Annotated in this window: 16 protein-coding genes, 1 other RNA gene and 1 pseudogene; 7 read left to right on the top strand and 11 right to left on the bottom strand. The window is 26.7% G+C overall.

What is annotated here, in order from left to right; all coding sequences use genetic code 11:
* The first annotated feature begins 19 nt into the window (after positions 1-19).
* Complete coding sequence (locus ACZ5VL_RS03600) at positions 20-853, top strand: cytochrome-c peroxidase (RefSeq protein ID WP_464199972.1); 834 nt, start codon at positions 20-22, stop codon at positions 851-853.
* On the top strand, positions 843-3,281 hold the full coding sequence (locus ACZ5VL_RS03595; protein ID WP_464199970.1) for a bifunctional diguanylate cyclase/phosphodiesterase: 2,439 nt from the start codon (positions 843-845) through the stop codon (positions 3,279-3,281). The genes ACZ5VL_RS03600 and ACZ5VL_RS03595 overlap by 11 nt, the downstream gene beginning before the upstream one ends.
* On the opposite strand, the gene ACZ5VL_RS03590 is transcribed toward ACZ5VL_RS03595, so the two are convergent.
* Positions 3,278-3,697: a hypothetical protein gene (locus ACZ5VL_RS03590; RefSeq protein ID WP_464199968.1), complete on the bottom strand. Its 420-nt coding sequence runs from the start codon at positions 3,695-3,697 to the stop codon at positions 3,278-3,280. The two genes, ACZ5VL_RS03595 and ACZ5VL_RS03590, sit on opposite strands and share 4 nt — an antisense overlap.
* Before the next feature lie 47 nt (positions 3,698-3,744).
* Between ACZ5VL_RS03590 and ffs the strand changes: the two genes are divergently transcribed.
* An RNA gene (ffs, locus tag ACZ5VL_RS03585) (signal recognition particle sRNA small type) lies at positions 3,745-3,842 on the top strand.
* A gap of 3 nt (positions 3,843-3,845) precedes the next feature.
* On the opposite strand, the pseudogene ACZ5VL_RS03580 reads toward ffs, so the two are convergent.
* The 6 genes and pseudogenes from ACZ5VL_RS03580 to dnaA all read right to left on the bottom strand — a co-directional run.
* Positions 3,846-5,057, bottom strand: a pseudogene (locus ACZ5VL_RS03580) (HD domain-containing protein); the annotation flags it as partial.
* Positions 5,058-5,489 (bottom strand): preQ(1) synthase, encoded by a 432-nt coding sequence (gene queF, locus ACZ5VL_RS03575; protein WP_464199967.1) that lies wholly within the window; start codon positions 5,487-5,489, stop codon positions 5,058-5,060. It lies immediately after the preceding pseudogene.
* 2 nt (positions 5,490-5,491) lie between these two features.
* Positions 5,492-6,586 (bottom strand): EAL domain-containing protein, encoded by a 1,095-nt coding sequence (locus ACZ5VL_RS03570; RefSeq protein WP_464199965.1) that lies wholly within the window; start codon positions 6,584-6,586, stop codon positions 5,492-5,494.
* 287 nt (positions 6,587-6,873) lie between these two features.
* Positions 6,874-9,177: a DNA topoisomerase (ATP-hydrolyzing) subunit B gene (gyrB, locus tag ACZ5VL_RS03565; protein WP_464199963.1), complete on the bottom strand. Its 2,304-nt coding sequence runs from the start codon at positions 9,175-9,177 to the stop codon at positions 6,874-6,876.
* Between the two features lie 15 nt (positions 9,178-9,192).
* Entirely contained in the window at positions 9,193-10,260 is a 1,068-nt protein-coding gene (gene dnaN / locus ACZ5VL_RS03560; RefSeq protein ID WP_464199961.1) for a DNA polymerase III subunit beta, read from the bottom strand.
* Between the two features lie 140 nt (positions 10,261-10,400).
* Positions 10,401-11,717: a chromosomal replication initiator protein DnaA gene (dnaA, locus tag ACZ5VL_RS03555; RefSeq protein WP_464199959.1), complete on the bottom strand. Its 1,317-nt coding sequence runs from the start codon at positions 11,715-11,717 to the stop codon at positions 10,401-10,403.
* A 122-nt stretch (positions 11,718-11,839) separates the two neighbouring features.
* Between dnaA and ruvC the strand changes: the two genes are divergently transcribed.
* Complete coding sequence (ruvC, locus tag ACZ5VL_RS03550) at positions 11,840-12,328, top strand: crossover junction endodeoxyribonuclease RuvC (protein ID WP_464200250.1); 489 nt, start codon at positions 11,840-11,842, stop codon at positions 12,326-12,328.
* A 2-nt stretch (positions 12,329-12,330) separates the two neighbouring features.
* Complete coding sequence (locus ACZ5VL_RS03545; RefSeq protein WP_464199957.1) at positions 12,331-13,230, top strand: RluA family pseudouridine synthase; 900 nt, start codon at positions 12,331-12,333, stop codon at positions 13,228-13,230.
* A gap of 409 nt (positions 13,231-13,639) precedes the next feature.
* Here the strand turns inward: ACZ5VL_RS03545 and ACZ5VL_RS03540 are convergent, their stop codons facing one another.
* The 4 genes from ACZ5VL_RS03540 to hisF form a co-directional block, all read right to left on the bottom strand.
* Entirely contained in the window at positions 13,640-14,650 is a 1,011-nt protein-coding gene (locus ACZ5VL_RS03540) for a hypothetical protein (RefSeq protein ID WP_464199955.1), read from the bottom strand.
* A 313-nt stretch (positions 14,651-14,963) separates the two neighbouring features.
* Positions 14,964-16,031, bottom strand: a complete 1,068-nt coding sequence (rlmN, locus tag ACZ5VL_RS03535) for a dual-specificity RNA methyltransferase RlmN (protein WP_464199953.1) — start codon at positions 16,029-16,031, stop codon at positions 14,964-14,966.
* Positions 16,028-16,570: a purine-nucleoside phosphorylase gene (locus ACZ5VL_RS03530; protein ID WP_464199951.1), complete on the bottom strand. Its 543-nt coding sequence runs from the start codon at positions 16,568-16,570 to the stop codon at positions 16,028-16,030. The genes rlmN and ACZ5VL_RS03530 overlap by 4 nt, the downstream gene beginning before the upstream one ends.
* Positions 16,567-17,328 carry an imidazole glycerol phosphate synthase subunit HisF gene (hisF, locus tag ACZ5VL_RS03525; RefSeq protein ID WP_464199949.1) on the bottom strand — a complete coding sequence of 254 codons (762 nt, stop codon included), beginning with the start codon at positions 17,326-17,328 and terminating at the stop codon, positions 16,567-16,569. The genes ACZ5VL_RS03530 and hisF overlap by 4 nt, the downstream gene beginning before the upstream one ends.
* A 125-nt stretch (positions 17,329-17,453) precedes the next feature.
* Between hisF and pyrG the strand changes: the two genes are divergently transcribed.
* A complete protein-coding gene (gene pyrG / locus ACZ5VL_RS03520) occupies positions 17,454-19,097 on the top strand; it encodes a glutamine hydrolyzing CTP synthase (RefSeq protein WP_464199947.1) in 1,644 nt (547 codons plus the stop codon).
* Positions 19,087-20,658, top strand: coding sequence for a single-stranded-DNA-specific exonuclease RecJ (recJ, locus tag ACZ5VL_RS03515; protein ID WP_464199945.1), 1,572 nt, complete (start codon positions 19,087-19,089; stop codon positions 20,656-20,658). The genes pyrG and recJ overlap by 11 nt, the downstream gene beginning before the upstream one ends.
* Positions 20,659-20,760: the final 102 nt, after the last annotated feature.

The following is a 20,760-nucleotide window of genomic DNA, read 5'->3' as shown; positions in this document are numbered from 1 at the left end:
AAAGGTGGAGGATAAAGGTGTGCTAAAAATTTTTATATTTATAGTTACATTTTTAACTTTTATTTTTGCACAATCTCCTTTAAATATAATAACGCCATTACCCCACGATAGACAAAAAGCAGAAATTGGTAAAATGATTTTTTTTGATAAAACATTAAGCAAAGAAGGTAATATCTCTTGCGAAACTTGCCATAATTTATATTGGGAATTTAGTGGAACAAACAAAAAACTCACAAAAACAGATACTCCAACAATTTTAAATGCAGCATATAATTACTTATTCTTTAAAGATGGAAAAGTTGACAACATATATAAACAAGTCGAAATTTCAATTACAAGCTCAAAAGAGCTTAATACACCAAAAGATATTTTCATAAATAAAATTCTTGAAAATCAAAAATATAAAAAAGCTTTTTATGAAGTATATAAACAGTTAAATTACGAGACGGTAATAGACGCACTTGTAAACTATGAAAAATCACTTATAACTCCAAATAGCAAGTATGATAATTACATCAGTGGAAGTACAGAAATTTTCAGTGAAAGTGAAAAAAGAGGGTATTTTATTTTTAATTCCGTAGGTTGCGCTTCTTGTCACAATGGTATAAATTTAGGTGGAAATTTAGTAGTTAAAAGTTCAGGAAGATTTATTAAAGTTCCAACGCTTAGAAATTTATCCAAAACTGCTCCATATTTTTATGACAAAATAACAAGTGACTTAAAAGATGTGTTGCGCATTAAAAATAGTGATCTTATAAGCCCTCTTAATGATCAAGATATTGAGGATTTATACAATTTTTTACTAACTTTGGATGGTTATGTAGAATATATAAAGAATGATTATGAAAGATAATAGTTTAAAACTCCAATATTTAGTAGCATTTTTATTTATTATTGCTATTACTATTTTAAGTTCTAGTATAAATAAACAAGGTAAAAAACTAAAATATATCAACGAATTTATATCAAATATTCAAAATTTAGTTTATTCAGATAAGAACATAGATTTAAATTTGAAAAATATGATTTTTTACAAAGGGTATGAGAATATAGAAAATCTTATATTTGAGTTTAATAATAATCTAACAATTATAAATAATATTATGAAAAAGCATGATATTGCATCAAAACAACAAATAGAAATTTATAATAAATTACAAGAAAGCTTTTTAGATAAAAAAGAAAATATTAGACATTATAATGGAAAAATGGCTTCTATTTACTTTACTATGCTTGATATGCAAAACTATGCACAAAAGTATCAAATGACACCTATTTTGAGTATTTTATACTCTAAGTTTTTAAATTTAAACTTCGACTCTTTTATAGAAATTGATGCTTTTTTGGATTATTTAGTTAGCATAGATAAGAAAAAACTAAATAAAAATGAATTAAAGTTTGTAAATAAAGTAAATATAATGATAAATAATTTAATAGAGGCAAATGATTATAAATTTTTTATCTTAAACAGTCAATCATCAAAATATTTACAAAATTTTCTTGATTATACAAATATCCAATACAAAACATTGATTGATAGTTTAATTAAAATATTTGTTGCGATGATAATTTTATCTTTAATGTTTATTATTTGGAATATTGGACTATTAAATAAGATAAAAGTAAAAAATAGAGATATAAGATTTTTCAAACTTGCAACTGATAACTCTTTTAATTCTGTTATTTTCACAGATCATAATTTAAATATAACATATACAAATAAAGCATTTGAACAAATAAGTGGCTATAGATTAAAAGATATTATCGGAAAAAGTCCTACTTTTTTAAAATATTATGAGCAAAATGAAGAGTATTATAGCGAAATAAAAAATGCTATAAAAAATAAAAAAATTTGGAATAAAGATAATTTCATAAGTAAAAAATCAGACAATACAATAATAGTAGAAAATATAGTAATAATACCTAGTTTAAACGATAAAAACTTAGATGGATTTATAAGTATAAAACTTGATAAAACAAAAGAGATAAATGCAAAACAAGAGCTAAATTTAAAAAATCAAACACTACAAAGACAAATTTACAAAGATCACATTACAAATACTGGAAGCTATATAGCTTTAATGCAAAAACTTGATAATAATGAAGAAGGTGTGATAATTTATATGCGTATAAATAACTTCTCAAATTTAAGTTATTTTTATAAATCAAAAGTTATTGACGATTTTATAGTCTCTTTTGTAAATACTTTAAAATTATGCATAAATACTTATAGCATAGATTGTGAGATATTTAGATTTCAGCTTGATGAGTTTTGTATATTTTACCGAGGAAATGACTTGGCTAAAGATATAATGCATATAAAAAGCTACTTTTTAACAAGTAAAATAAATATATTAAACGATGAAAATTCCAAAACAAATATACAAAAAATAGAGCTTATTCTTGGAGTTAGTTCAAATGTTGATTCAAATATAACTAGACTCACTCAAGCAATGTGGGCATATGAAGAGGCTAAAAAGTTAGATGAAAAAATTTATTTTTATCAGTCCAATGATCCTATGGAACAACTATATTTCAAAAATTTAGATGTTATAAAGCTTATACAAAATGCATTAAGAAATGATAAAGTCATAGTTGAATGCCAACCAATATTTAATATAAAAACAAACAGCAAAATAGCAAATAAATATGAAATTTTAATAAGAATATTAGATGATGAAGACAAAGTTCACTATCCTAGCGAGTTTTTAGATGTTGCAAAACAAATTTTACTTTACAATGCTCTAACAAGTAAAGTTATCGAATTAACTTTTAATATTTTAGATAAATACCCAAACAAACAGTTTTCAATCAACCTATCTAGCTCTGATATGATTAACTCGAGCATACGTAAGATTTTTATAGAAAAATTACAAACTTGTAAAAATCCTTCAAATTTATATGTAGAAATACTTGAAAGTGAAAGTATAAGTAATTATGATGTAATAAATCCTTTTATAAAACATATAAAAGAGCTTGGATGCAAGCTATTTATAGATGATTTTGGTAGTGGATATTCAAATTATTATAGAATTCTTGAGTTTGATATAGATATTTTAAAGATAGATGGTTCTATAATAAAAAGACTACCTTATGATAAAAATTCAAGAATAGTTATGGAAACTATAGTGAATTTTGCTAAGAAAATGAACTATCAAATAGTAGCTGAGTTTGTAAGTGATGAAAATATATTAAAAGAAGTTAAAAAGTACGATGTTGATTATGGACAAGGTTTCTATCTTGGAAAGCCGGTTTCTCCTGATTTTATCTTATTTAATTAAAGATAAATTTTAACTTCACTTAGGAAAAATTCATAAACTCTTTGTTGAAGTAATGCTTCATTTTCATCCATACTTATTAGCATTCTAAGATGCGAAAAATCTATCTTTTTTGCGTATCTTTTATGAATTTTTAACTCTTTATCTATATCTAAAAGCAAATCATCTATGTCAAAAGATTTATCATTTTTTATCTTTATTAGATATTCTTTTATAATATTTTTTAAAATTTCAACCCTAGGATTTTTTTCACCATAAATTTCTATAGCTATGTCTGTAATGATGTCTAAATCATCTTTAGTGATATCTTTTCTAAAGTATAACATAGCAACAAAAACTTTTGCTCTAAACTCAAGAGAGTAAGGATGATATACAAAAAGATTACGAAAAAATGTAAGAAATTTAAGTTTTAAAAACATTATTAATCCTATTTAAAGAAAAATTTGATATAATAGCCATTCGCCTTTCCTTAGACCTGTGCAATGTTATTTTCGGACACCGCTTCAGGGTAGGAATACAGCAGAGCAGCCAAACTTAGTATGTGCCGCAGCCATCTGGGGAAGGGTCTAATTTAAAATATCTACAAAAATCATCACAAAGTTCCAAAAAATTTATACCCTCTATTTTTGGTTTTTCCTTAAAATATCCATACATATTGTAAAATCCATCCACAAGTTCTTTACTTTTTACACCATAACTTATAGAAATTCCAGCCTCGATAAAAGCTGAAAATTTATCACAGTATTTTAATGCCTTACCATCAATTGCGTTAAATTTATCTTCATTTACATTTTCCATAGTTCCATCAAAATGAAGTGAATATTTTTCATTTATTCTGTTTTCAAACTCATCTTTTATCTGTTTGCCATTTTGATTTCTAAGTCCTAAAATATAAGCAAAATCATCTCTAAAATTTTGTGGGACAAATGGTAAAATTTGTTCATCAATGAGTCTTATCTCATACTCAGAAATTATATCATTTAAACCTTCAACTCCATATTTTACAGGACTTATAATATCCCTTGTTAGACTTTCTGGCAAATCATGAAACAAAGCACAATAAAAATTATTTTCTAATCTTTTTTTACAAGCTCCAACTTTAAGTGAATAAAAATAACTTAAAATAGCCACTACAAGCATATGTCCAAGAACTGCAGTTTCTGGAATACGTGGCGTTTGAGCCCAGCGCTTTTGGAATCTAAGACGACCACTTAAATCTATTATTTTTGCTATTTTTTGATTCATAGCTATTTTTTGAACGCCGATTAGTTCATAATAATAATCTTCTAATTCTTCATCTATTTTCTTTTTAACCTCATCAATGCCACTTAAAAACTGGCTTGTTTGATAAACTATACCAAACTCCCACCTTGTTGCTATGTATGAAGCAGCTCTTAAAATTAAAGTTTCCTTTGTGGTTGAATGTTTTATATATTCTTTAAATCTTTGTAAAAATTTACCATCATCTATATCACCTATGAGGGGTTCAAGTTTTTTTAGTATCCAGCTATTAATTTCATCTTTTTTTGATTTTTGAATTTGATGAAAAACATCAGGGCGTATATCAGTAACTACAACGCGCGAAAAAAACTCAAAAATGCCTGCTTCTATAATATAGTTCATATCAACATCTTTTTCCATTTTTGCTATGAAATATGCGATTATAAACTTGTGAGCTTGTTTGTCAAGTTCGACTAAATTTGTCATCCTTGGGTAATCATTCCACCTTGATATAGAAGCAGCTTTAAAAATATGTTCTATTAGCTCACTTTTTAACATCTAAAACTCTCTTAAGTTCTCTTTTGAGATGGCAGATATATCAAATTTCTCTTTTCTAACCAAATTTGAATCAAGCTCAATTACTGTATGAACATTTCCTCTTGGGTTAAAATCTCCAACAACTCTTATGTATTTTGGCTCTAAAAGTTTATCAAGAGTGTAATAAATCTCATTTATACTATCTTCGTGACTCATATTTTTATTCATAAAACTATTTATATAAAGTTTTATAGCTTTTAATTCAATAACTTTTTCATTTGGCACATAAGTTAAAAAAATTTTAGCAAAATCAGGATAACCAGAGCGTGGACAAAGGCAAGTAAATTCAGGCAAAATTATCCTTATAACATAGTCATTTTCCCATTTGTTTGGCCAAATTTCCATATCTTTTTGTATATCAAATTCTTTTATAATTTTTTCACCATATTTCATTTTTACCTCTGTTTTAGATTTTCTATAATTTGTGGTTTTTGTATACAAAAACCTTGTAAATAATCTATATTTTTATTCTTTAGTATATCAAAATTTTCTTCTTTATCTATAAATTTAAAGATAGTTTTTACATTTAAACTTTTAGCCATATTTATATAGTTTTCTAAAATTATAAGATATTTTTTATCACCCAAATTTTTATAAAATTCTATATCATATATTAAAAAATCAATATTTAAATGTTTTAGATAAAAATAACTTGCATTATCTCCACCAAAATGGTTTAAACAAAACCTTATGCCCAGGTTTTTATAATCATTTATAATCTCGTTAAAACGAACTATTTCACTATAAAAATTATCTTCAAAAAATTCAAAAATAATATTTTTTGAATTTAAAAGTTTTTTTTCTACAAGCTCAAAAATAAACTCTTTAAACTCTAAGTTTCTTATACTCATAACAGAAATTTCTACAATATAATCTATATCTAAATCATAATCAATTTTCTCGCATAAAGCTTTTATCATACTTTTATCATAATTTATTTCATAATTATAAGTATTTAGTAAATTTGAAATTTTATTTTTAGAATAAATTCCGTGTTTTTGCACAACTAATCTTGGTATTATAGTTATTATATCTTTTAAATTTGGCAATATTTTTTGTGTTTTTTGTGTTTTAAATTGAAATTTAAAATTATCAATACATTTTATAATTAAACTATGATTTTCATCAGTTATAGTTATATTACCTTCTTTTTTATCTTTTAACTCATTTTCAAGGTATGAAATCACGCTTTTAATACTATCAAAATCAGTTAAATTTCCCATAGAAAATTCAAATTTTATTTCTATGTTTTCAATACCATAATTTACAATTTTTTTTTCAAAAATTCTAAGATTATGAGCTAAAACAATATCTTTTTCATCAATAATCATTAAAAAATGTGAAAAATTATAATTTCCTATGATTATATCACTATATTTTTGTTCTTCTAAAAAATCATTCAATTTTTTTATAAATTTACTAACTATCTTTTCATAATTTTCCATACCATAAGTTTGTGTTATGTATCCATAATTTTTTATACCAAACATTACAATTTTTTTGTTTTTTTTTAAATTTTTATAAATAAAATTATAAATATTTTTTCTATTAAAAACTTTAGTTACTGGCTCTATAAGTGAAGTTTTAAGGCTTAATTTTAAAAGATAAGCAGAATAATAAACATAAAAAAATATTAAAATTGTAAGTAAAATTATGTCATTTTTTTCAATTTTTGAAATAAACCAAATCCAAAAGATACTAAGAATTATAAAAGGAATTGCAATCTTAAGAGCAGAGATAAAAATAATCTCTCGCTCTTTTTTTTGGCTATAAAGCATTAAACATCCAGTTGTTTAACATCTTTAGCATGTTCTTCTATATAATTTCTTCTTGGCTCAACTTCATCACCCATAAAAAGGTTAAATGTCTCTCCAGCTCTTTGTGCATCTTCTACATTTATTCGTATAAGTCTTCTATTTTCAGGATCCATTGTTGTTTCCCAAAGTTGTTCAGGATTCATCTCACCTAAACCTTTATAGCGTTGTATATATGCACCTTTTTTAGAATTTTTTTCAACATCATCTAAAATTTCTAATATATCCCTATCTAAATTTATATCATAATCTTTAATTTTCTTATAAATTTCTACAGCATCTGAAAATAGTGGATTTGAAAAAAGTTTATCACTTATAACAAATTCTTGCAAACCATCTGTTGTTTGTGCATAAATTCTTATTTCATCATCTTTTACACTAGAATTTAAAATATTTTGACCATTTTTTGAAATTTCTGTACTAAGAATATTAAAAAGTTCATCATAAGTTTTTGATAACATTCCATCATTTTCTATTAAAAATCTTAAAACTTTTAATATATTAAATCTTTTTTCTAATTCTTTTAGATAATTTCTATAAACTGCAACTATCTTTAAAAATTCAATTAAATCTTTATCTCCAACACCTTCAAAACTTATATTTTCTATACCATTTTCTATTAAAAACTCATTTAAAGCTTTTTCATCTTTTAAATAAATTTCTTTTTTTCCTTTTTTATAGCGATAAAGTGGTGGTTGTGCAAGATAAATATATCCATTTTTTATAATGGGATTTAAAAATCTAAAGAAAAATGTTAAAAGAAGAGTTTGTATGTGACTTCCATCGACATCAGCATCAGTCATAATAATAACTTTATGATATCTTAGTTTTTCTTCATCAAATTCTTCACCTATACCACAACCTAAGGCCGTGATCATATTTTTTATTTCTTCACTTTTTAAAATTTTATCAAGTCCTGCTTTTTCAACATTTAAAATTTTACCTCTTAATGGTAATATGGCTTGAAAAACTCTATTTCTACCTTGTTTTGCTGAACCTCCAGCACTATCTCCCTCAACCAAATAAAGCTCACATATCTCAGATTCTTTACTTTGACAATCAGCAAGTTTTCCAGGAAGAGTTCCCACAGAAAAATTCTCTTTTTTCCTTGTTAAATCTCTTGCTCTTTTTGCTGCTTCTCTACCTCTTGCTGCAAGTAAAGCTTTATTCATAATAGCTTTTGCTTCTATTGGGTTTTCTTCAAAAAACTTACAAAGTGTATCAAAAGTTACTTTTTGAACTATTGGCTTTACATAACTAGATCCTAGTTTTCCTTTAGTTTGACCTTCAAATTGTGGTTCAGGAACTTTTACACTAACTATCGCTATAAGACCTTCTTTTGTGTCTTCACCACTTATTTTTGTTTCTTTTTCTCTTGCTGTTGCATTTGCTGCAATGTAGTTTGTTATAGCTCTTGTAAGACCAGCTCTAAATCCAGCTTCATGTGTTCCACCATCTGGAGTATGAATATTATTAACAAAACTTAGAACATTTTCTGAATAAGTTTCATTATACATTAAAGCTATATCAACTGCAACATCTTCTGAACTATCACTAAATGACAAAACTTTACAAACTGGATTTGCTTTATTTAAATCAGTTACAAAACTCTCCAAACCACCTTCAAAATGATAACTTTCATGTTTTCCAACTCTATTATCTTTAAAATTTATAGTTATTTTTGAATTTAAATAAGCAAGTTCTTTAAATCTTGTAGAAAGTGTATCAAAGTTAAAATCAGTTATCTCAAAAATTTCACTATCAGGTATAAACTCAACTATAGTACCTGTTTTTTTAGTTTCACCTATAATTTCTAAATCAGTTGTTGGAATACCTTTTGAAAATTCTTGTCTATGAATTTTTCCATTTTTATGTATAGTTACTATAAATTTGCTTGAAAGTGCATTTACAACACTTACACCAACACCATGTAAACCACCACTAACTTTATATGTATTTTTATCAAATTTACCACCAGCATGAAGAACTGTTAAAACAACAGTTGCAGCAGGTATTTTTTCAGTTGGATGTATATCAACTGGAATTCCTCTACCATTATCAGAAATTATAGCATGTCCATCTGTTGTAATTTCTATATCTATTTTATTACAATATCCTGCCATTGCTTCGTCAATAGAGTTATCTACAACTTCATAAATAAGGTGATGAAGCCCATTTATATTTGTATCACCTATATACATTCCAGGACGTTTTCTAACTGCTTCTAAACCTTTTAAAACTTTTATATTTTCTGCACTATATTCCATATTTTCTCCGTTTTTTTATAACACTATTGGCATAATTACTGTTTTTAAATTTCCACAAACAACTAAAAATGCTGTTTCTGGAGAATTAAGTTCTATATCAAATTCACTTTCTTCAATACTTCCTAAAAAATCTAATAAATATTTATTTTTTAAAGATATAGTTATATTTTCTTGAACTCCAGTTTGAAACTCAATAGATGTTCTAGCCTCACTATTATCTTCAATTATACTTTCAAAAATTATCTCATTTGGAGCAAAAGTTAGTTTCATCTGCTCACTAAGAATAGATATAGTTTTCATACCTTCTATCATCATATCACGATTTAATCTAATTCTAGTTTTTATTTCTTTTGGAACTACTCTTTCATAGTCTGGAAATTTTCCATTTATAAGTTTTGTAAAAAATTCAAAATTATCAGAAACTGCTATTAGAGTATTTTCGTCATAATAAATTTCTATCTTATCATAAAATAGCTTTTGAATTTCTAGTATAGCTTTCTTTGGTATAATTAAAGAAAATTCTTTATCTGCATTTGTATCTATTCTATAAATTCCAAGTCTTCTTGTATCAGTTCCAACTAAATTTACATGATCATTTTTTATATCTACTAAAGCTCCATTTAGTGCAAATTTATTGTTGTTTGAATCAACACAAGGAACTATTTTTTTAAGACTTCTACTTAGTATTGCTGAATCTATTTCAAATTTATTTTTATTTTCTATATTAGGAAAATTAGGGAAATCATCTGCTTTATACATAGGAAGTTTATATTTTGAACTATTTTGTTTTATATATAAATAATTTTGAACAGTTTCAAGTGTAACATTTCCATCTTTTAAACTACTAATAATACTTAAGAGTTTTTTACCATTTGCAGTTGCTTGACCTTCATCTATTATAGTTACATTTTTTTGTTTATATGTTAGACCTATCTCATAATCAGTTGCTTTTACATTTAAAACACCATTATTTGCTGATATAAAGATATGTGAAGTTATTGAGCTTGTATCTTTTTTTTCAAGATATGATCTTGTATTTGTAACGATTGATTCAAGAGAATTTTTATTTATTTTTACTCTCATCTTTTCCCCTTTTTTAAATGTTTATTTGTAGTATTATTAGGTATGTTGAAAAAGTGAATAGTTGAAAAACTATCCAAATTTACTATGTTTTTTTGTTGAATTAAATTCATTTTATATTCACATATTTTCACAAATTTCATTTAGTTATCTTTAGTTAGTAGTCTATTTTCTAACTCATTTAGTCTTATTTTAAAATATTCATCATTTTCTATAATCTCATTTATTTTTTTTATATTATGACTAACCGCACTATGATCTTTCATACCAAAGAAACTTGCAAGCTGAGGCATTGAATTTTGTGTATGTGTTTTAGCTAGATAAATTCCTATTCTTCTTGCTTCAACTATATTTTTTTGTCTACTTTTACTTTTTATATCACTTGGTTTTATATTTAATTCTTTTGAAATTAAATTTATAATATTTTCAAGTGTTATATTTTCTTGTCTTTCTTTTATCTGATCGCGCATAAGATTTTTTGCAAACTCTAAAGTTATATCTTGATGGAGCATTTTTGCATATGCATTTAAATTTATAATAGCACTTTCTATCTCTCTAATATTATCACCCATATTTGTAGCTATATAGTTGATGACATCTTTATTTAGATAAATTCCATCAAATTCACATTTTTTCTTTATGATTGCTATTTTTGTGTCAAGTTCAGGTGATGTTATATCAGCTATTAATCTTGATTCAAAGCGTGATTTTAATCTATCAGTGAAATTTTTAAGCATTTTTGGTGGTTTATCAGATGTCATTGCAATTTGACCATTTTTAGAATGAAGTTCATTAAATGTGTGAAAAAACTCATCTTGAATTTGATCTGTTCTTCCTAAAAATTGTACATCATCTATGAGTAAAACATCACAATTTCTGTATTTTTCTCTAAATTTATTCATAGTTTTATTATGGAGATTATAAACAAAATCTGTTATAAAGTTTTCACTAGTAACATATATAACTACTTTATTATTTTTTAGACAGTAATTACCGATTGATTGTAAAAGGTGAGTTTTACCAAGTCCTGTTGGACCATAAATAAAAAGTGGATTACAATTAGAATCCCCAGGATTTTTTGATGCTGCAATTGCACTAAAATATGCGTATTGGTTTGAATTACCTATAATAAAATTATCAAATGTAAAATTTGGATTTAGTGGAGAACTTTGTTGCTTTATAGATTTTATCTCAATTCTTTGAGTTTTTGTTACTAAAGTCTTATTTGGTGTTGAAATTATAATTTTTGGTTTTTTACCAGTTTTAAGCTCAAAAAGATAAGCAATTTTATCTGTGTATTTTGTTTGAATATATTTAGAAACTAATGCATTTGGTGCTAAATATACAACTTTATCATCTGTTGAGAGTTTTTCACTAAATTTAAGTTGTTTTATATATGATTCGTATTCTGCTGGTAAAATTTCTTTGCCTAATAATTCAAGAATATCGTTTTCTAACAAAAATTATCTCACTTTATATTAAATTTATGATATTTTATCTAAAATTTGATAAATTAATAGTTAAAAATAAAATTAAATTTTCACATGGTGAATAATATGTGAATAAATTGGGAAAAACAGTGATAAAAATTTTAGGAATTGATCCTGGAACGCGTAATTGCGGTTATGCTATACTTGAAAAATCAAATGTGAAAACTTCACTTATAGAGGCTGGACTTATAAAAATAAAACCAGATATTTTACAACATCAAATAAGCGAACTTTGTGAAGGACTTGATATTGTGATGAAAAATCACAAGATAGATGAAATTGCGATTGAAGACATATTTTTTGCTTATAATCCAAAAACAGTTTTAAAACTTGCTCAGTTTCGTGGTGCACTAAGCCTTAAAATTATTCAAATTCATGGAAATTTTACAGAATATACACCACTTCAAGTTAAAAAAGCAGTAACTGGTAAAGCAAAAGCGACAAAAGAGCAGGTTGCTTTTATGGTAAAAAAAATTTTAGGTATAAATAAAGATATAAAACCACTTGATGTTACAGATGCTATTGCGATAGCTCTAACACATGGAAATAATATTCATATCAATAATCAATATAAAAATTAAAAATGCCTTATAAAAAAATAAAAATTGATGAAGTAAAAAATTTAAAAGCTTATGATGTACTTTTTAAAAATGGATTTTCAAAATCAAAATCACAACAACTAATAGATAAGGGTAGGTTATTTTGTAATGAAAAACTTATACAAATCAAAAACGAAATTTTAAATGGTGAAATTTTTTTAATAGATTATGAGTGTAATTCAAAAGGCTTAAAACCAATTTTTCAGAGTGATGAATTTGTAGTTTTTGATAAACCAAGTGGAGTTTTATCTCATCCAAATGGTAGAAGTACAAAGTATTCTTTGTATGATGAAATTTGGAGTTTATATCCAAAATCTGCTTGTGTTGCTCATCGTTTAGACAAAGAAACAAGTGGTTTAATAATAGTAAGTCTTAGCCAAAGTGTATCTAAAAAATTTAAAACAATGTTTGAAAATAGGGTAGTTAAAAAAGAATATATCGCTTTGGTTTATGGAAAAGTTGAAAATGAATTTACCATTGATGCTGGAATTTCAAAAAGTGATAAATTTAGTGAAGTTAAGATAAAAATGCGTATAGATGAGAATGGAAAGAGGGCGATAACTAAATTTATACCACTTGAGTTTTATCCTAAATTTAATGCAACTTTAATAAAAGCTATCCCGTTTACAGGTAGACAACATCAGATTAGATTACATTTGTTTCACGTGAAACATAAAATTTTTGGTGAGCCTTTATATGGACTTGAAACAAAAGTTGTTGAAGATATAATGGATGAAAAACTTTGCGTACAAGATAGGATAAAATTTTGTGGTGCTAATAGGCTTTGTTTACACGCAAATAAATTAAATTTTATCTACGATGGCAAAGAGTATGAAATAACATCTAAAACAGATATAAAAACTGAGTTTTTAAACTCTATATAAATTTAATTAAAAATTTAAAATGAGTGTAATTCTAAGAGGTATATAACGACATAGTATCTATTTGTAATTACAAATATATAGCGTGAAGTAAAATATATTTTTTAGATATTTATTTTCTTTTTTGAATGGAAGGTAAGAGCTTAAATTACAAAGTTATTTTACTTTGCTAATAATAAATTACAATAATGTCTAAGATTATTTACATACAGATATATTAAATTTGAATTATTTTAACCAAGAGGCTTTATAATAATGCATGAAAACTACTAATAAATTATGATTGTAAAAAATGCAGTTTTTATGGTAATATAAATTTATAAACAAAAAAGTATATAGACTTTAAAGAGTAGATAACAATAATTTATTTCGTGCAAATATAAATTAATACCATTTATAATAAAACTTAAATTTAGCCTTGCATATCTATCTTTAAAAGTGAATGAATAAATTTTTTATCAAAACTATTGTCGTCTTTTTTGTAAATGTCTATATTTTTGGATTTATTTTTTAAACTTTCTATATCTTTTTGTGAGATATTTGGATTATTTTCTATAATAGCTCTAAATTCGGGAAATTTTCTAAGTAGTTCTTCTTTCTCATCTTCTTTACTATAGTTTAAATTTCCTATCTTTAAATTTTCAATGTTAAAAGCACTTCCATTACTAGCACCAAAATGTTTTTCAATCTCACTCATAGATTTTCCATTCATTTTAGACATTGTTTTACCAGTTGGATCTATAACCATTTTCATTGAAGTTATATCATCAGTTTTAAGTAGCTTTTTTATGGCATCTTTGGCCATATTATTATATCCATTTTCTAAATCTTTACCATTTGAAGCATACTCAAGTCTACTAAGTTTACCATCGAAGTTTTTATCACTATTTATGGTATTTTCTAAAATCTCTTGTAAACTTGTAGGTTTTGTATCTTGGGAAGTTTCATAACCGATAGAATTTGTAGCTTTTCGTAATACGATTTGCCCTAAATCTCTTAAGTCTTGAACTTTATATGTGTCTTTTACAAAATTTTTTAACTCACTTGTTTCATCTTTGGAAATTTTGCCGTCGCTATTTTTATCAGCATTTGCGAAATTTCTATCAATCATGATATCTTTAAACCAGCCATCTACATAGGCATTTGCATTACCACTTAGTCCTATGCTACCATCACTTAAATTTATAAAATCATCTTTTGAGAAATACTGTTGAAGTAGATTTAGAGTTTCATCGTTTAAATTTATAGAAATTTGCTTGCCATCGCTAAAAAATTTTACTTTTGTTTCATTTGAGATAGGATCAAAGGTTTTTTGATTTAAATCAAAATCATCTTTTTGCCTTATAGTATTATTGTCACTCTTAGCTTGAAATACTACACTATCTGCAGTATCATAAAAAGTTTTAGAAGCTATGACAAACATTGTAAACTCCTTATATCCCGCTTACGCAAACTGGCTGACCATTTACTCTTACATTAGAATATGTATAGCAACCTGATTCATCAATCCAAACAAATTTTGTTTGCAAGTTTATAAAAACCATGAAACACATAAAATTATCAATAATGCCAACTAAATAAGAAACTTTTATTGTGTAGATTATCTTTACATTATAATATTTTTTTATTAATATTTTATAAAATTTATATATTTTTATTTATCATTTTTTATAACTTTTATAAAAAAATACATCGAAATTCCTACAACAATAGCTATAAAAACTATTTGAGCTATATCAAGCAGATTCATTTTTACTTCTTTCTCTAAGTTGCCCACAAGCTGCACTTATATCTACACCTTTGCTCTGCCTTATAGTGCAAGTTACACCGTGAGCCGACATATAATCTTGGAATTTTATCATATTTTCTTTGCTAGGTCTTTGAAATTTGGCACCAAAATGTGGATTAAAATATATTAAATTAACCTTTGCTTTTATACCGTGTAAAAGTTTGACAAGAGTTTTGGCATCATTTACACTATCATTTATACCATCAAGCATAAGATACTCAAACATAACTCTTTTTCTCATGTCTATCGGAAAATTTCGCACCGCATCCATGATAGAAGCTATGTTATAAGCTCTGTTTATAGGCATAAGTTTTTCTCTAAGTTCATCATTTACGGCGTGAAGTGAGATAGCAAGTAGCACCCCTAAATCCATCTCTCCAAGTTTTTTTATCTGGCTACTTAACCCACTTGTAGATATTGTTTGGCGGCGTGGGGATATGGCAAGTCCGTCATTATCTGTAAAGATTTTCACAGCTTTTGAGACATTTTCAAGGTTGTTTAACGGTTCGCCCATTCCCATATAAACGATATTTACACGTCTTTCGTAAGGTATATCGTTGTCATTTTTTAGGTATAAAACTTGCGCTAAAATCTCTCCTGGACTTAAATTTCTAACAAAGCCACCTTTTGCAGTTAAGCAAAATACACAGCCTATCTTACATCCGACTTGAGAGCTTACACAAATTGTATATCTGGCATGACGCACAACTTTACCATTTTCATCAACTTGCTCTTCTTTCATTGGAAGCAAAACCGTTTCTATAGTTTTGCCATCTTTTAGCTCAAAAAGATATTTTATACTTCCATCTTTACTATGTTCGCTTTTAACTTTTTTAAGTGGATCTATGTAGAAATTTTGTTTTAAATTTTCTCTTAAATCTTTTGGTAAATTTGTCATATCGTCAAAACTCTTTGCTTTTTTCTTATATATCCATTCGAAAATTTGTTTCGCTCTAAATTTTGGTTCTATAAATTCGCTTAGCTCTGTTTGTGAAAAATCAAGCAAATTTTTCATATAATTCCTTTTTCTTTTACATAGTTTTTTAAAATTTTTTTAGCTTTTTCATGATTGCTTAAAAAATCATTATGAGCATTTTTGTTACAAAAATTTGTAGCACAGAAAATTCCAAAAGCAGGAATTTTAAAAAAATTTGCAACTTTTAAAACAGAAAAAAACTCCATATTTTCCATAAAACACCCTAAATCAAACATTTTATGAGCTATAATTTCATCTTGAGTTATAAAATTTGAGGAGTTAATTTGTAATGTTTCACGTGAAACATTAGTCTCAATTACATACTTAGTTGGTGTATAACTTAAATTTAAAACTTTCGATATTTCTAAATTCGAGGCTTTTGAGCTTTCATAAACATCTAAAATATTTCCATTTTTATAAAGTCCCGCAGTTCCTATAAAAATTAGTTCAGAAATATTTTGTTTTTCTAATAATTTTGTTTTTAATATGTTAGTTAAATTTATAGCACTATCAATTAAACCAATACCAATTGGTATTGCAAAATCAAAATTCTCTATCTCTCCTGCGCAAATTATCATTTTCTAACACCTATGCCATTTTTTTGCAAGTATTTTTTAAGTTCAGGTATTTTTATCTCTCCAAAATGAAATATCGAAGCAGCTAACGCAGCGTCAGCTCCAACATCAAAAACATCTTTGATATGTTTCATATTTCCAGCACCACCACTTGCGATAACAGGTATATTTAGTGAGATACTAACATTTTTTGTTAGCGTTAGATCATAACCACTTTTAGTTCCATCTTTATTCATTGATGTTAGCAAAATTTCTCCAGCGCCACGATTTTGAACTTCTTTTGCCCATTTAAAAACATCGATTCTTGTATCAACTCTACCACCATTTATAAAAACATGATATTTGTTAGTGCTAACTTCTTTTGCATCAATTGCCACAACGATACATTGTGAACCAAATTTTTTAGCACTTTCATCTATTAAATTTGGATTATTGATAGCGGCTGAATTTATACTAACTTTATCGCAACCAACACTAAGAAGTTTGTTTATATCATCTGTTTTTCTTATGCCACCACCGACGCTTAGAGGGATAAAAAGCTCTTTTGCTACTTTTGCTACAACATCGACAATAGTATCTCTTCCTTGATGACTAGCTGATATATCAAGAAAACACAGCTCGTCGGCTCCAGCGACATTATAAATTTTTGCAACTTCAACTGGATCACCTGCGTCTATTAAATTTGTAAAATTTATGCCTTTTACAACTCGTCCATTGTTTACATCTAAACAAGGAATGATCCTTTTTGCAAATTTATCCATGAAAGCTCCAAAAATTTTATTTTATGATATCAAAAAATAGTGTAAATTTAGATAAATAAAAATTCATATATTTATAACATTTAAAAAGATATAATACTAGATTAAAAAATGATAAGGGAAATTTGATGGCAAAGAAATCTGATACAAAATATATTTTTGTTACAGGTGGAGTTTTAAGCTCGCTAGGAAAAGGTATAGCATCAGCAAGCATTGCAACGCTGTTAAAAAATGTAGGCTTTAAAGTAAGTATATTAAAAGCAGATCCATATATAAATGTTGATCCAGGAACTATGAGTCCGCTTGAACATGGAGAAGTTTTTGTAACTGATGATGGTGCAGAAACTGATCTAGATCTGGGACATTATGAAAGATTTTTAGATGAAAACTTATCTCAAAATAACAACTTTACGACAGGGAAGGTCTATAGTTCTGTTATAGAAAAAGAGCGCCGTGGAGATTATCTAGGACAAACAATACAAGTTATACCTCATATTGTTGGCGAGATAGTAAATAGAATAAAAAAAGCTGGTGAGGGAAATGACATTTTACTAGTTGAGATAGGTGGAACTGTTGGAGACATTGAAGGACTTCCATTTTTAGAAGCTATACGTGCACTAAGGATAGAAGTAGGTAGAAAAAATGCCATAAATATTCATCTCACATTAGTTCCTTACATAAAAGTTGCGGGTGAATTAAAAACAAAACCAACCCAGCACAGCGTTGGAGAGCTAAGACGCATTGGTATAACACCTGATATGATTATTTGCAGATGTGAAATTCCGCTAACAAATGAACTAAAATATAAAATTGCAGCAAGTTGTGGTGTAGAAAGAAATTGTGTTATAGAAAGTTCAGATAGTCAAAGTATATATCAAGTACCGCTTCTGTTTTTAAAACAAGATATACTAACGCCGATTAGTGATATGTTAGATCTTGGTAAGTTAAAACCAGATATGTCAAATTGGGATATGTTAGTAAAAAGAGTTATTGCACCAAAAGATGAAGTTTATATAGCTTTAGTAGGAAAATATATAGACTTAAAAGAGAGTTATAAGAGTTTAACAGAAGCTATAATTCATGCAGGTGCAAATTTAGATACAAAAGTAAATATTAAGTGGTTTGATAGTGAGAAAATCCAAAAAGAAAATATTGATGAATGCTTTAAAGATATAGATGGTATTTTAATTCCTGGTGGATTTGGAACTAGGGGAATAGAAGGAAAAATTCTTTCCATCGAATACGCAAGAAAAAATCAAATTCCATTTCTTGGAATTTGTCTTGGAATGCAGCTTAGCATCATAGAATTTACTAGAAATGTGTTAAATATAAAAGATGCAAACTCAAGCGAATTTGATGAAAATACAAAAGAGCCGGTTATTTATCTTATAGATAATTTTATAGATACATGTGGTAAAAAGCAGATTAGAACACATAAAAGTCCACTTGGTGGAACTATGAGACTTGGTGGGTATGATTGTAATGTTTTAGCAGGATCAATTTTAAGTAAAATTTATGACGGAGCTAAAAAGATAAGGGAGAGACATCGCCATAGGTATGAAGCAAATCCAAAATACAGAGAACAGCTAGAAAAATTTGGATTTATAGTTTGTGGCGAGAGCAATTCCTTGATAGAAGCAGTAGAACTTAAAAAACATCCATTCTTTTTAGGTGTACAGTTTCACCCTGAGTTTACATCAAGATTAACAAAACCAAATCCGGCGATACTTGGCTATATAAAAGCCGCAAGTGATCACCATCATGCTAAGTAAAAATGATGTAAAGAAAATATTAGCACAAAGATTTAGTTCTGACATCCATAAAAAGATGTCAGACATTCCTTTACCTTGTGAGTTAAAGGATATATATAAGGCTGCTATGCGCATAAAAACGGCTATAGAAAATGGTGAAAAAATAGCTATAGTTGGAGATTATGATGTTGATGGCATAGTTAGTAGTGTTATAGTTAGTGAGTTTTTTGACTTTTTAAGCGTAAATTATGAAACAAAAATTCCTAACCGTTTTACAGACGGTTATGGTTTAAATCCAGACATACTAACAAATATTGACGCGACTCTTATAATAACAGTTGATAATGGTGTTAGTGCACACGAAGCTGCTGAAATTTGTTTGCAAAAAGGAATAGATCTTATTATAACAGATCATCATGTTCCTCCTACTATTTTGCCAAAAGCTTATGCTATAGTTAATCCAAAACAAAGCGATTGTACTTTTCCGAATTCTGAAATTTGTGGTGCGGAGGTTGCATGGTATTTGATTGGTGCATTAAAAGATGTTTGTGGCATTAAATATGACATGGGGAGTTTCTTAGATATACTTTGTTTAGCCGTAATAGCAGATATGATGGAACTTCTAGACATAAACAGAGTTATAGTTAAAAATGGTTTAAATAAATTAAATAACTCAAAAAGAGCTTGTTTTAATGCGATAAAGATTCATTTTAATAAAGATAGCTTTAAATTTGATGATATATCCTTTCTTATAGACCCATTAATAAATAGTGCTGGCAGAATGGATGATGCTATGTTTTCATATAATTTTTTGAGATCAAAAAATATTGACGAGGCCTTGCATTTTCTTAATGAAATAGTAAATTTTAATAATTCAAGAAAAGAAGAAGAAAAAAATCTATTAGAAAGTTCGCTAGTTGATATTGGTGAAGATGATAGCGTGATAGTTGTCTGGGGACAAAACTGGCATGAGGGGGTTATAGGAATAGTTGCAAGTAGGCTTACAAAAAAATATAAAAAACCAGCTATAGTTTTTAGTATTGATGGAGCTAAGGCAAAAGGAAGTGCAAGAAGTGTTGGTAAATTTAATATACTTGATCTTATATCATCACAAAAAGATATATTACGCACTTTTGGTGGACATAAAGGCGCTGCTGGCCTTGTTTTAGAAAGTAATAATCTAGAAACTTTTAAAGTTCGCATAAATGAAGTTTGTAAAAATTATGATATGGATAGTTTTTACAATAGTAATGATATTTTGGGTATATTAGATCATAATAATATAGATTATGAACTTTTGGAAATTTTAGAATATTTCGAACCATATGGTCAAAAAAATCCTCGTCCATATTTTAAGCTTCATAATGCATTTGTAAAAAATGTTAAAAAAATAGGAAAATTAAAAAATCATTTAAAAATTATAGTTCAGCTTGATAACAAAAGTTATGAAGTTTTGTTTTATAACTACACTTTTTGTCCAAAAGTTGGTCAGAGCATAGACATAATTTTTTCTATATCAAAAAATACATTTAGAGGCGCTGTAACGCCACAACTTTTAGCTACGGATATTAGAATAAATTAATAAATAAACATTCATTGTAGTATTTAGTGTAGTAACACTACTTATAAATTTTTGTATTTATAGTTAAAATATCATAATTAAAAATTTATAAAAAATATATTT

This window comes from Campylobacter sp. GTC17093 (assembly GCF_055397635.1).
Note: the sequence above shows the minus strand (reverse complement) of the source record. Positions and strands in the feature narration are given on the sequence as shown.

What these genes read in the sequence shown, in the direction of transcription:
- ACZ5VL_RS03595 (WP_464199970.1), top strand. Translation starts at nt 843, where the DNA reads ATGAAAGATAATAGTTTAAAACTCCAATATTTAGTAGCATTTTTATTT.
- ACZ5VL_RS03590 (WP_464199968.1), bottom strand. Translation starts at nt 3,697, where the DNA reads ATGTTTTTAAAACTTAAATTTCTTACATTTTTTCGTAATCTTTTTGTA.
- queF (WP_464199967.1), bottom strand. Translation starts at nt 5,489, where the DNA reads ATGAAATATGGTGAAAAAATTATAAAAGAATTTGATATACAAAAAGAT.
- ACZ5VL_RS03570 (WP_464199965.1), bottom strand. Translation starts at nt 6,586, where the DNA reads ATGTTTGGTATAAAAAATTATGGATACATAACACAAACTTATGGTATG.
- gyrB (WP_464199963.1), bottom strand. Translation starts at nt 9,177, where the DNA reads ATGGAATATAGTGCAGAAAATATAAAAGTTTTAAAAGGTTTAGAAGCA.
- dnaN (WP_464199961.1), bottom strand. Translation starts at nt 10,260, where the DNA reads ATGAGAGTAAAAATAAATAAAAATTCTCTTGAATCAATCGTTACAAAT.
- ACZ5VL_RS03545 (WP_464199957.1), top strand. Translation starts at nt 12,331, where the DNA reads ATGCCTTATAAAAAAATAAAAATTGATGAAGTAAAAAATTTAAAAGCT.
- ACZ5VL_RS03540 (WP_464199955.1), bottom strand. Translation starts at nt 14,650, where the DNA reads ATGTTTGTCATAGCTTCTAAAACTTTTTATGATACTGCAGATAGTGTA.
- rlmN (WP_464199953.1), bottom strand. Translation starts at nt 16,031, where the DNA reads ATGAAAAATTTGCTTGATTTTTCACAAACAGAGCTAAGCGAATTTATA.
- ACZ5VL_RS03530 (WP_464199951.1), bottom strand. Translation starts at nt 16,570, where the DNA reads ATGATAATTTGCGCAGGAGAGATAGAGAATTTTGATTTTGCAATACCA.
- hisF (WP_464199949.1), bottom strand. Translation starts at nt 17,328, where the DNA reads ATGGATAAATTTGCAAAAAGGATCATTCCTTGTTTAGATGTAAACAAT.
- pyrG (WP_464199947.1), top strand. Translation starts at nt 17,454, where the DNA reads ATGGCAAAGAAATCTGATACAAAATATATTTTTGTTACAGGTGGAGTT.
- recJ (WP_464199945.1), top strand. Translation starts at nt 19,087, where the DNA reads ATGCTAAGTAAAAATGATGTAAAGAAAATATTAGCACAAAGATTTAGT.